The sequence below is a fragment of the Halpernia sp. GG3 genome, assembly GCF_052976925.2.
The window spans coordinates 551,610-563,888 of the sequence record NZ_JBRIIR020000017.1 but is presented as its reverse complement, the minus strand read 5'-3'; the positions used below and the strand labels follow the sequence as shown (position 1 = coordinate 563,888).

9 protein-coding genes are annotated in these 12,279 nt (G+C 32.9%); 1 reads left to right on the top strand and 8 read right to left on the bottom strand.

The window, feature by feature from the left end; all coding sequences use genetic code 11:
- The first annotated feature begins 76 nt into the window (after window positions 1–76).
- Window positions 77–490 carry a type II 3-dehydroquinate dehydratase gene (gene aroQ, locus ACVBED_RS12010; RefSeq protein WP_447120511.1) on the top strand — a complete coding sequence of 138 codons (414 nt, stop codon included), beginning with the start codon at window positions 77–79 and terminating at the stop codon, window positions 488–490.
- Between the two features lie 169 nt (window positions 491–659).
- On the opposite strand, the gene pckA is transcribed toward aroQ, so the two are convergent.
- From pckA to ACVBED_RS11970, 8 genes are all read right to left on the bottom strand, one after another.
- Window positions 660–2,264, bottom strand: a complete 1,605-nt coding sequence (gene pckA, locus ACVBED_RS12005; protein ID WP_447120510.1) for a phosphoenolpyruvate carboxykinase (ATP) — start codon at window positions 2,262–2,264, stop codon at window positions 660–662.
- 121 nt (window positions 2,265–2,385) lie between these two features.
- Window positions 2,386–3,294 (bottom strand): GYDIA family GHMP kinase, encoded by a 909-nt coding sequence (locus ACVBED_RS12000; RefSeq protein ID WP_447120509.1) that lies wholly within the window; start codon window positions 3,292–3,294, stop codon window positions 2,386–2,388.
- 44 nt (window positions 3,295–3,338) lie between these two features.
- A complete protein-coding gene (gene fabD / locus ACVBED_RS11995; RefSeq protein WP_447120508.1) occupies window positions 3,339–4,214 on the bottom strand; it encodes an ACP S-malonyltransferase in 876 nt (291 codons plus the stop codon).
- Window positions 4,215–4,230: 16 nt separating this feature from the next.
- Window positions 4,231–6,153 carry a LysM peptidoglycan-binding domain-containing protein gene (locus ACVBED_RS11990; RefSeq protein WP_447120507.1) on the bottom strand — a complete coding sequence of 641 codons (1,923 nt, stop codon included), beginning with the start codon at window positions 6,151–6,153 and terminating at the stop codon, window positions 4,231–4,233.
- A gap of 39 nt (window positions 6,154–6,192) precedes the next feature.
- Window positions 6,193–7,779 carry a bacillithiol biosynthesis cysteine-adding enzyme BshC gene (gene bshC, locus ACVBED_RS11985; RefSeq protein WP_447120506.1) on the bottom strand — a complete coding sequence of 529 codons (1,587 nt, stop codon included), beginning with the start codon at window positions 7,777–7,779 and terminating at the stop codon, window positions 6,193–6,195.
- A 40-nt stretch (window positions 7,780–7,819) separates the two neighbouring features.
- The gene (locus ACVBED_RS11980) at window positions 7,820–9,748 is read right to left on the bottom strand and encodes a putative porin (protein WP_447120505.1); all 1,929 of its coding nucleotides are present in this window, start codon (window positions 9,746–9,748) and stop codon (window positions 7,820–7,822) included.
- A gap of 126 nt (window positions 9,749–9,874) precedes the next feature.
- Window positions 9,875–10,642, bottom strand: coding sequence for a DUF4843 domain-containing protein (locus tag ACVBED_RS11975; protein WP_447120504.1), 768 nt, complete (start codon window positions 10,640–10,642; stop codon window positions 9,875–9,877).
- Between the two features lie 62 nt (window positions 10,643–10,704).
- Window positions 10,705–12,264, bottom strand: a complete 1,560-nt coding sequence (locus tag ACVBED_RS11970) for a RagB/SusD family nutrient uptake outer membrane protein (protein ID WP_447120503.1) — start codon at window positions 12,262–12,264, stop codon at window positions 10,705–10,707.
- Window positions 12,265–12,279 lie beyond the last annotated feature (15 nt).

Below are 12,279 nucleotides of genomic sequence, written 5' to 3'. Positions count from 1 at the left end.
ACAAAACTAAAAATAATGCCGATTTTTAAAATGCGAGAAAATAAATAATACTTTATATATTTGCGAAAATTATCTCATGAAAATTCTAATTGTAAATGGTCCAAATCTTAATCTTTTAGGTACGCGAGAACCAGAAATTTATGGTTCTACAACAATGGAAAGCTATCTGGATATTTTAGAAGATGAATTTCTGAATGAAACTATTTCATATTTCCAGTCTAATGTTGAAGGCGAAATTATAAACCGTTTACAAGAGGATGATTTTGATGCGGTCATTATCAATCCCGGCGCTTTTACACATTATTCTTACGCTATTTCAGACTGTCTAAAGAACATTAGTAAACCCAAAATCGAAGTCCACATAAGTAATATTTATCAACGAGAAGAATTTCGCCAAAAATCTGTAACTGCTTCTGTAAGCAATGGTATTATTTCCGGATTTGGAATGAACGGTTATCGATTGGCGATATTAAGTTTGTTAAAACCCTAGATTTCTGCACAATAGTTGCCTAATTAAAACGCTGATATAGATTTTAAAAAGTATATCGTTTAGAGAATTTTTATAATTCATTTAATTTCTACTTCTTTTATTATTAAAGTTATTTCCCAAAAAAATCCCCAAACCGAAAAACGATTGGGGATTAGTATATTATTGAAAATTATAATTGTGGACCAGCAGGAATTAAAGATTTTCCTTCTTCTGTGTCACAATATTGCTCAAAGTTTTTAATATAACGTGCTGCTAAATCTCGGGCTTTTGTTTCCCAATCCTGCGCAGTTGCATAAGTTGAGCGCGGGTCTAAAATACCTTCTGAAACATCTGGAAGTGAAGTGGGGAATTCTAGATTCATCACAGGAACAGTTTGTTTTTTAACTTTGTCAATATTTCCATCTAAAATAGCATCAATAATGGCACGCGTGTCTTTTAAAGAGATTCTCTTTCCCGTTCCGTTCCAACCGGTATTTACTAAATAAGCTTTTGCACCATGCTCTTTCATTTTACCGATTAACGTTTTTGAGTACATTGTTGGATGAAGTGACAGAAATGCTTCCCCAAATGCTGGTGAAAATGAAGGTGTCGGTTCAGTTATTCCAAGTTCTGTACCCGCTAATTTTGAAGTATAGCCGCACAAAAAGTGGTATTGTGCTTGCTCATCGGTAAGAATCGAAACTGGAGGTAAAACGCCGAAAGCATCTGCAGATAAATATATTATTTTTTTTGCATGCCCTGCTTTTGAAGGCAATACTATTTTGCTAATATTGTAAATTGGATAGGCCACTCTAGTATTTTCTGTAATGGAATTATCTGCAAAATCTACTACGCCATTTTCGTCTGTTACCACATTTTCTAACAGCGCGTCTCTTTTAATCGCATGCCAAATGTCTGGTTCTTTTTCCTGAGAAAGGTCAATTACTTTTGCATAACAACCTCCTTCGAAATTAAATACGCCCTTATCATCCCAACCATGTTCATCATCACCAATTAAATACCGTTTTGGATCCGCGGAAAGTGTTGTTTTCCCGGTACCGGAAAGGCCAAAAAACACAGCAACATCGCCATCTTCACCTACATTTGCAGAACAGTGCATTGAAGCAATTCCACGAAGAGGTAAATAATAATTCATCATAGAAAACATCCCTTTTTTCATTTCACCGCCATACCAAGTGCCGCCGATAATCTGAATTTTATCTGTTAAATTGAACATTACAAAATTTTCAGAACTTAACCCTTGTCTTTCCCAGTTTGGATTAGTGGCCTTAGATCCATTCATTACTACGAAATCGGGCTCACCAAAATTTTCTAAATCATAAATAGAAGGCCGGATAAACATATTAGTCACAAAATGCGCTTGCCACGCCACTTCCATTATAAATCTCACTTTTAAACGCGTATCAGGATTAGTCCCGCAAAAAGCATCTACCACGTAAAGTTTGGGAGAAGTTGACAATTGTTTTACAACGACTTCTTTACATTCATTAAAAACTTCCGTGCTAGTCGGAACATTTACCTTGCCGTCCCAATGTATCGTATCTTTTGAAACGTCATCTTTTACAATAAATCGATCTTTTGGCGAACGACCTGTAAAAATTCCTGTTTTTACAGCAATAGCTCCACTTTCTGTCACTACACCTTTTTCAAATCCTTGATTATTTGGAGATATTTCTGCCTGAAAAAGTTCCTCATAAGTTGGATTGTAAGAAATTTCATGGGCACTTTTAATGCCTAATTTCTGAAGTGCAGAATTAAGATGTGAATTTTTCATTGCTTATTTTTGTTTAAAATTTTCAGGTTGCCAATTTCACAAATCTATTGAAAATTTGGAGAGTAGCCCTTAATCACAAGACTGATATTTCTCATTTTGAGATAATAGCACTTCAACGCTTTTAAACAAGGATATTCCAGTCGAACACTGTAGGAAAATTCTTCGAAATAAAATAATTTTTGTAGTCTGGGAACTTTCTGCTAAGAATAAAATCCCCGCCCCACGCACCTAGACTTTTTATAAACACAGGACAATCTGAAAAAAGTCTTGATTTGACCGTTTCAAGTCCTAAAAAATCGCTCAATTTTGATTCGTGAATTTCCATTAAAGTAGAAAATTCTTCAATGGTTTGAGCTTTTAAAATACTTTCCGTGAGCTCAGAAAATTCTTTCACTAATTTTTCAGATTTACTTTTTGAACGATAATGATTTATTCCTTCCCTGCTGTCTTGTTTTTGATTAAGATGAATTAGAATTAAATCATTTATAAAAGCCGGCTTAAATTCAACTTTAGTTATTTGATTGACTTCATTAATCTTTTGAAATAAAATTGCGCTATTTTCTTTTGCAACCGCAATATCATAACCGCTCCCACCCAGACTTTTTTCATTTAACAAAAAGGGATTTACTTCAGCCCATTGTGCTAAATTATTCATTAATGTGGAACTGCTTCCTAAGCCAAAATTGGCCGGAAACTGTAAATTTGTTTTAAAATGATAAGTAAGATTTTCTTTAAACTTAATTGGATTCAACTCATCAATTATTTTAAAAACCTTTAAAATAAATTCGGCAGAATTAGGAATATTAGTTTCTAAAACTTGCCAATTCTTACAATCAATTTTTAAATTTAACCAAGGTTTATTTTCGTGAAATGCTTTCCAATTAATTAAATGACCCTCATCACAAATTACTTTCACGCTCATTTCCTGACCCAACTTTGTGGGAATAGCAAGAGCTAAAGCACCGTCAAGAACCAGATATTCTGAGGTGAGTAATAGTTTTCCCGGAGAAAAATAAGAATTTGAATTCAAGGAAATAAAGTTATAAAAATAGCCACTAAAAGCGGCCTTTTTTTTTAAATTGCAGAAGATGTTTCCACCGAAGGATTAATTTTTTTAATTAAACCCTGTAAAGTTTTTCCTGGACCCACTTCTACAAATCTATCCGCCCCGTCTTTAATCATATTATGAATAATTTGCGTCCACTTTACTGGTCCAGTCATCTGAGCGATCAGATTTTTCTTTATTTCTTCCAAATCTGTAGTAGCAGTTGTAGAAATATTTTGATAAATAGGCAAAGTTGCTTTGTTAAATTTAGTCTTGGCAATCGCTTCTGACAATTTTTTCTGCGCTGGTTCCATTAAAGGCGAATGAAACGCACCATTTACCGGCAATAAAAGAGCTCTTTTTGCACCGGCACTTTTTAAAGCTTCGCAAGCTCTTTGAACAGCTCCTGTTTCACCAGAAATTACCAACTGACCAGGACAGTTATAGTTTGCGGGAACTACAATACCGTCAATCTCTGCACAAATTTGCTCTATCTTTTCGTCTGGCAAACCTAAAATTGCTGCCATTGAACTGGGATTTACATCACACGCTTCCTGCATCGCTAAAGCACGCGCAGAAACTAATTTCAAACCATCTTCAAAAGAAAGAACTCCGTTAGCAACTAATGCTGAAAACTCACCTAATGAATGTCCAGCAACCATTTCAGCTCCAATCGCATAAGCTGCTTTAACAGCCGCAACAGAATGAATAAAAATAGCTGGTTGCGTAACTTGGGTTTTTTTTAAATCTTCTTCGGTGCCAGTAAACATGATTGAAAGAATATCAAATCCTAAAATGTCATTGGCAGAATTCATCAAATCTTTTATGTCCTTTCGGATTTCATATAAATCTTTTCCCATCCCCACATATTGTGAGCCTTGCCCCGGAAATACGAGTGCTTTCATAAATTTTTAAATAATCTTAATTCTGTGGTAAAAGCCTTACAACCCTATAACCTGTGTTTTGATAGGCTCCATTTTCTCTAGCTCTCACAAATTCAAATTTAGTCGCTAACTGGGTCTGAACTTTATTTATTAGCTTAAAAACTTCACCTTTTTTATTCTCTCTACTTAAAATATCATTAACTACATCAAAACCAATTACTGAATATTTCGACGGTGTTTTACAATACTTCTTTTTATAATCTGCAAGAACTTCCTTCTCAAATGGACCATCCATATTGATCTTACGATCCATTAAATAAACCAAATTTACTTGGCTCAAATCATCTGAAAATTTATCGAAAGAAGAATTATAGTACATACTAAAAGCCTTGTTTCCTGTATTTTCTTTTGAAATATCAATCATTTTAGCAGCGAATTTTGCACCTTCATTTTCATCATCAGTTGCCAAGATAGCAATAATTGGTGCAGACTGGCCAGTCATCATGTTCTTATCGGCACTGATTTCAGCAGATGAATTTACAATAACTACATTGGAAGATTTTATATTTTTCTCTAAAATACTTTTAATGTAATTGGCTTGAATTTTATCTTTATCAGCAACAATGTATATTTTTTGATCAGAAAAAATATCGGTTACCTCTTTTGCCACTCTATCTGCATAGATATTATCATTAGTTTCGATAATTATCAAATTACTAAAATCATACAGATCCGAAGAATTTGCAAAAGGCGCAATTACAGGAATATTTTGTTTTTTTACAAAATTTAAAACTTCTAAAACGCTGGATTTAAAAAAAGGTCCAATAATTAAATCTGTATTATCCGGATTAATCTGAGTTAAACTATTTTTAAAAGATTTCTCATTTCCTGCGTCAATTATTTTTATATCTAATTTCTGACCGGCTTTCACATTTCTTTCGATTGCTAATTTTGCACCTGTAAGAAAATCTAAAGAAAGATTTCTGTATTTAGAATCATTGGTATCAAAACCAAAAGGCAACATTAAGACGACATTTAATGCATCACCTGATTTCTTTTCATAACCCGGCTGTAATTTTTTAATTTTCAGGATCATCCCTGATTTTAAACCTTCGGATAAAGATGGATTTAATGAAATTAACTGGTCTAAAGTAATTCCAAATTTATTCAAAATGCCGAAAACTGTATCGTCTTTCTGAACTATATAAGTCACAAATTCGTCCACATTTAAAGAACTCACATCTGTATTTGAAGGAGCATTTTCAACTTCAATTTTTGCCGTTTCTTTCGTACTTTTTGCGTCAACGTTTGCCGTTTTCTGCGCACTTACTTTTACGATAACTTGATCGCCCGGTTTTAATCCATTTTGCTCCAATTGGGGATTCAAAGCAAATAATTCTTTTTGGGTCAGATTAAATTTACGTGTAATTCTATAATAATTATCTTTACTTTCAACAGTGTAGGAATTAGCAGAATTATTTTCAACTACCTCTTTCGGAATTTCCTGTAATTTAACGAAAGTCTTTTCTGCAGAAGCTAAAGGTTGATTCCTAGCATATTTTGAAATTAAGTTCGAAGGCAAAATAACTTCGTCGCCAATTTTCATATTATTGTCCAAATCCACATTCAGAACGCGTAATTCTGCTTCTGAAATATGATATTGTTTTGTAATTCCATAAATAGTTTGCTTCGGCTGCAAAATTATTTTGCCAGAAGTTTTATTTGAAACCGCAGAATTTTTAACCGTAGTTTGCGTAGAATTTTCATCAATTTTAAGAACCTCGCCCAATGACAGAATTGTTTTTGCCTGTGGATTTAATTTGTAAAGTTGGTCCAGCGTAATGCCATATTTCTTCGAAATATTGTAAGGATTATCGCCTTTTACAACGACATGTGTTTTCTGTGCAATAGCACTTAAACTCAATAAAAGGCCAGATAAAAAGAGGAATTGCTTAATCATTAAATAGTCTTAATATTTTACAAAAATAAGTCTTTCAAATTAAACCTCAAGGATTATTAATTCTGAATTTTCGACATTCATTTCCTCATAAGATTTCTCAATGAAATCCTGTCCTAATACACTAAAAAAAACTGAGAAATTAAAAACACGTTCCTGCCAAGTTTTTCCCGGATGAATATCTAGAAACAGCTGCTCCATTCGATTTAGCTGTTCAGAATTTTTAATTTTTTCTGCACGCAATAAACGTTTTTCCATTCTTTTAAAAGATTTTAACTGGCGCGTTTCTTCGGCTTCTACTAAATTACAAAAGGTTATATCTGTCTTCGATGCTTCATTTTTTAAAGTGTCAAACTGGATTTTTAATACTTCGTTGGTTTCGTTTATTTTACCTAAAATTCGATTGTTTTTTAGTAATTTCTCTTTAATCAGAAAATCAAAGTTTCTAAAATAATCAGCAATATTTAGATTTAATTTGTCCAGTTTTGAGAAGACTTTTTCCGGCAGCCAAAGCATTGAATTTCTGGGAATAAGAACTGGAAAATCAACTTTAATTTTTTTAAAAAAATCTTTCAATTCAAGCCAATACATAATTTCTGCATTTCCACCAATATAAACTATATTTGGTAAAACATTTTCCTGATAAGCTGGTCTTAGAACCGCATTTGGACTGAATTTTTCAGGATGATTTTTCAGTTCTAAAAGAATTTCATCTTTTGCAAATTTTAGATCTGTATCTAAAATTAAAAAAACTTCCCCATCAAATTCAATTCTATTTCGCGTTTCAGACAGATAAAATAAATTTATTTCGCGTGGGTTAACCTGCACTTTACCATAAAGATCAGTTAATTTTATAATCGCACTTTCAGAAGAATTAAATAAATCCTGATTTAACAATTCGGACTGAAAGATTGATTCCATTTCAGATTTTAAAAGTCGGTCATCTCCGTCAAGCATTAATAAACCATATTTAGAAAACAGTTCGTTTACAAAAAATCTTGTGGCAGAAGTTAAATTTTCACCTTTTTGATAAGCCTTTTTCAGGAGCAGAATTAATTCCGTTCCATAAATATCATCTTTAAATTCGTCTTCAAAAGATTTTATAAAGGCTAGATCTTCTAATTTAATTTTACCCACAACTCCTCCAGACTCCGCTTTAAATTCATAATAATGGTGTTCCGTTTTGAAATGATTGATTTCTTCAAAATCATGATCTTCGGTTGCCATCCAAAAAATGGGCACAAAATCACTTGAAGGAAAATTTTGCTTTAAATAAACCGCAGTTTTAATAGTTTGTAAAATTTTATAAACGAAAAAAACCGGTCCGCTGAAAAGATTTAATTGATGACCAGTTGTAATGGTGAACGTATTATCATTTTTTAGCAAGGAAATATTTTCTTTTTGTAAATCAGACAATTCAAGTTTTAAAGTTTGATTTTCTAAAACTGAGCAAAGATTTCTTCGTTTTTCTGCCGAAAAATTTTTTGATTTACTTTCAATTTTAGTTTTAAAATTGTCCAAACTAAATCCATCTTCTAAAAATTCCGGAAACTTACCATTCAAAAAATCTTTGATGAGCTGTGGAATGGAAATTATATCTGTAAAATTTAAGCTGGATTTTTTTTTCAAAACATTATTTTTTAGTAGAAAATAGTAAAATTTTCAGAAATTAATTAAACAAATACCATACAATTCCAATATTTAAACGAAAATCGTAAAGCGGATAATTTGGCGCTGTGAAAGATTTATTTTGAGAGAATGTTGTGTTAAAATGCTCGGCTTCAACAAAGAAAATGAGTCTTTTTACTTTTAAATTAAAATAAGCATCAGCGATAGGCTGTCCACCAATAGAATAGGAATTTGAATCTGGCAGAATAAATTCGTTCAAAACAGGAAAATAGTTGCGCGAGGCAAATTTCGTGAAATAATATACTTTTAAACCGGTCTGAATTTCTGCCGCACCTTTAAATGCCTTGGTTTGATAATAAAAATTTAATCGACCTATGAAATTAGGCATCGGCAAAAGTTCTTTATTTGTTAAAGCACTTTGAAACAATACCTTTCCATTCAAATGAAATTTAGAATAATCCAAAGTTGCCTCACCTCCTATTTGAGATATATTTAATGAAGTACCACTTTGCTGCGGTTGTGCAAATTGATCAAAATAGGTATAATTATCAATTCTGTAATAATTTCCAAAAACTTGCGCATTGAACCACTTCAAATTTATTTTACCACCAATATCTGTGACGCTCTCGTTTTTTGCATCTTTTAAGTAATAATTAAATTTTCGATACACGGAAGTATTTTCCAATTGATTGAAAGTAGGCGATGCAGATTGAAAATTAACATGTGCATCAAGAACATAGCCTTTTATAGGTTCAAAATTTAGGATATTTTGAGAACGCACGTAAGTTCCAAAAGATTTCCCTTGAGAAAATTCAAAAAATGATTTAACGTCAATTTTATTCAATAACTTGATCGTAAGATTTCCTACTGCACCAATTCTATTTTCGGAAATTTCTGTAGGAATTGTATATAAAGAAGAAATAATGCCGGGAGTCGCGCCTGTTTTTATAATTTGATAACGTAGTCCAGCATCAAATTTAAATTTTTCCTTATCAAAAACCAAGCTTAGAGTATTACTTAAATTATTGGAGTATTTTTTTGTAAATGGTGGAAAATTAACAACCAAGTCTGAAGGAAAAGAATAATAGAATGGTTCTAAAGCATTTCCTAAATAATATTTATTACTTTGATTGTAGATTGTGTGTCGGATTTTAAAGGGATATTTTTCAATATCAAAGGGTGCAAATTCCTGGCTGAAATAATACCTTCTGTACTTAAATTCAGAATTGGAATTAGACAAATTAACCTGAAAATTCTGCCGATTATTGAATCTGCTATCACCACTACGAAATAAGCCAACATCTGTAATACCGCCATAATCTTGATTATTAACATTTTGACTTAAATAATGTGCGAAAAATTCATACCGCTTATTTTTTGAGATATAATGTCCAGAAAAGGAAGTATTGTTGCTTGCTGCCAAACTATTTCGATAATTACCCAAAGATCGCAAGCCATAATATTCTACAGCGAAATTAAAACGCGAACCGATATTTTGGGTGTAAGTTGAGTTTAAGATTGCACCATTATTAACCGAATTATGATAGATGAACGCCGTAGTAGGAGTTTTTACATCATAATATTTTACATCACCGATAGTTATAATGTTAAATGATTTATTCTCGGGAAGTAAGTTTAGATTTTTTTCTGTGTTGACGCTATAAACGAGATCTTGAAAACCCGAACCAACATTTGCAAACTGAATCTTTCCAAAATTATCCTGATTGTTGTACTGAGAAAAAATAAACGTTTTAACTGGTGAGAGAACTGTATCAAAAATTTTCTTTTCTGAAAACTGGGTTTGATACTTATAATCATTAATATTTGGTTTAAATATTTTCAAAGAATCTTTAACGCCAGAATCGACGACCAAAGTATCGCTTGATTTCACTTTTTTGTTGTCTGTTTTATTAATAACCTGCGCTTTCAAAGAAAGACAAAAGAAAAGGCTTAGAAAAAGATATTTCATTAAATAATATTGGAATTACAAATGTAAAGAAATGAGTGGAAATAAAAAACCTTGAAAACAGTATTAGAAATAAAAAATCCACCTCGCAAATGAGGTGGATTAATTGAAAAATTTATTAGAATTAAATTACTGCTTTTTTAACACGAAAACATAATTTTTGTAGTTTCCATAATTAAGCGGATTAATAGTAATATCTCCACTACATCTATCTACCTTTCCTGAGCCAGTTACAGCTAAAGGTCCACCATTAGCAGCACTATAAACAAAATTTGTATTAGATACTACTGTGAAGGTACCATCAGCAGCTACTGTTAAAATCATGTATGCAGATGCACCATTTTGTACATAAGGATCATTAGTTGCTCTGACAAAAATTTGGTTTGCAGCCGTCCCAGGCGTAACTGGTACAAGATCACCTACGTTATAATCTTGCCAAGTATCAGTTACGACCTTATAATTTCCAGTAAACTTAGTGTTAACGAATGGACAAGCTAAAGATATATTTAACTTAAAATCTTGATTAAAATTCGCATTCTTAAGTGAATTAGATTGCAATTTGAAAGCAATAGATTTTCCAGCCAAAGTAGCACCACTTTCTAACAATATTATAGGAAAAGAACCTGTTGCAGTGCCATTTTTTAAAGTGATTGTTTTATTAGCGATCGTATAATCTACACCTTCTTTTGCTGTAGAATTTGCTGCATCTACAACTAAGGTAACGTCACTATCTGCTGCTGCTTGTTTTAAAACACCAAAAGTTACATTATAGGTTGTGTTACCTCCACCAGAAACTACAGTTGTATTGGCAGAACTTTGTGGAGAATTAAACAATAGAAGAGAATCTCCATTGTAAGCCAATTCGCCGTCATTCCTGCATGAGTTTACGACAAACATCAGTGCAAAAATTGTTAATATTGAAAATATTTTTTTCATTTTATTAAATTTTAAGGATAATATTAATATCCTGGGTTTTGTGTAATTACATTATTAGCAGTCAATTCTACTGTTGGAATTGGCAGGGCAAATTTAAAGCTTGATAGCGGTAAATTTGCAGGATTTGCTCCCGGATAATTAGAAGAAGGAGAAGAGTAATCCGCTGGATCTCTGTCAATTCCTTCACCCGCTTTTGCGCCGATTCTTTTAAGATCAATAAATCTATAGCCTTCAAAAGCAAATTCTAATCTTCTTTGATCTAAAATACCAGCCCATGCAGCTTGAGTTGAACCATATACATCAGGTGTATAACCAGAAGTATATCTTGCGGCCTTCACAGCATTCACAGCCAAAGCTGCACCTGCAGGATCTGATGCTGCTGCACGAGCTTCAGCTTTGATAAAGTACATCTCAGATAATCTCATGATTTTAATATCATTAGTAAGACCACCTGTTGCAGAGGTTGCTGCAGTAGTACTTCCAACGGCTGTTCCACCATGTTTATTAATAATCAATTGATCAGAAGTTCTGAAATCTGATGCAGTTGCATAATTTGGATTTATCAAAGAACTAGGTGCTACAATTGTTCCGTAACGGTAATCATTTTGATTTGCAGCTAGTTTGTTATAAAGTGCTCTACTGATGTCATAAAATGGTGAGCCTGCAAAATTAGGTGTTACGGACACCCAAGCATTGTGTAGATTATAAGTCTGTGCATTTTGAGCGGGCGTTCTTTTTAGTCTGAATATTGTTTCAACGTTTGACGCTTCGTTATCCGTGAAAAATATTTGTTGGTAAGACGCTGCGGTATTGGCTAATGTTAAACCAGACTGCGCAATTACTTGGTTAGCAAAAGTTTCTGCATTTGGATAATCACCTTTGTACAAATAAGCACGCGCTTTCAATCCTAGCGCAAAAAATTTATTTGCTGTCGTTTTATCCAAACCAGCAGCTGACAAAGCATTATACAACGCAATTGATTTATCACAATCACTTTGAATAAGATCATAAAACTGTTTGTTGGTTGCACGAGGTCTGTTATTTGCAACAGTAGAATCAAAAGATCGATCTGCAAGTATACCAGCAAGCGCGGTATCAGAATTTAGATCTGTACTAAAGTAAGCCAAAATCTTCAAATGACAGAAAGCTCTAAGTGCGTAAGCTTGTGCTAAAGTTTTACTAACTAAATCTTTGTCTGCAGTAGAAGTTGCTGGAACAAGAGCTGCAAATTCAATCACTCTGTTAATATAAGCTAATGCTATGTAATTGTCAGTCCAAGTTGCACTAGGAAATACAGTTTGTGGTGTAACTCCAAATAAATATTCATTATCATTTTGAATACCTTGGCCACCGTTGTTACTCCCGATACCAACTTCATCTGTAAAAACTGAAACCTGCTGAGATTCTATTCGTGAATTAATATTTGCATAACCCGTGTTTAATAACAGCACTAGATCTGCTGGTGTCTTAATCGCCACTTGCTGTGTAAGAGCTCCCGGGGTGTAGGCGTTTAATAAGTCTCGATTACAAGAGGTTAACATAAGACCTCCGAATAAGATTGATTTTATTATATTTTTATTCATTTTTATACTATTTTT

Excerpts from the sequence above, each read along its gene's own strand:
- ACVBED_RS11975 (WP_447120504.1), bottom strand. The coding sequence starts at position 10,642 with ATGTTTGTCGTAAACTCATGCAGGAATGACGGCGAATTGGCTTACAAT.
- fabD (WP_447120508.1), bottom strand. The coding sequence starts at position 4,214 with ATGAAAGCACTCGTATTTCCGGGGCAAGGCTCACAATATGTGGGGATG.
- aroQ (WP_447120511.1), top strand. The coding sequence starts at position 77 with ATGAAAATTCTAATTGTAAATGGTCCAAATCTTAATCTTTTAGGTACG.
- ACVBED_RS11970 (WP_447120503.1), bottom strand. The coding sequence starts at position 12,264 with ATGAATAAAAATATAATAAAATCAATCTTATTCGGAGGTCTTATGTTA.
- pckA (WP_447120510.1), bottom strand. The coding sequence starts at position 2,264 with ATGAAAAATTCACATCTTAATTCTGCACTTCAGAAATTAGGCATTAAA.
- ACVBED_RS11980 (WP_447120505.1), bottom strand. The coding sequence starts at position 9,748 with ATGAAATATCTTTTTCTAAGCCTTTTCTTTTGTCTTTCTTTGAAAGCG.
- ACVBED_RS11990 (WP_447120507.1), bottom strand. The coding sequence starts at position 6,153 with ATGATTAAGCAATTCCTCTTTTTATCTGGCCTTTTATTGAGTTTAAGT.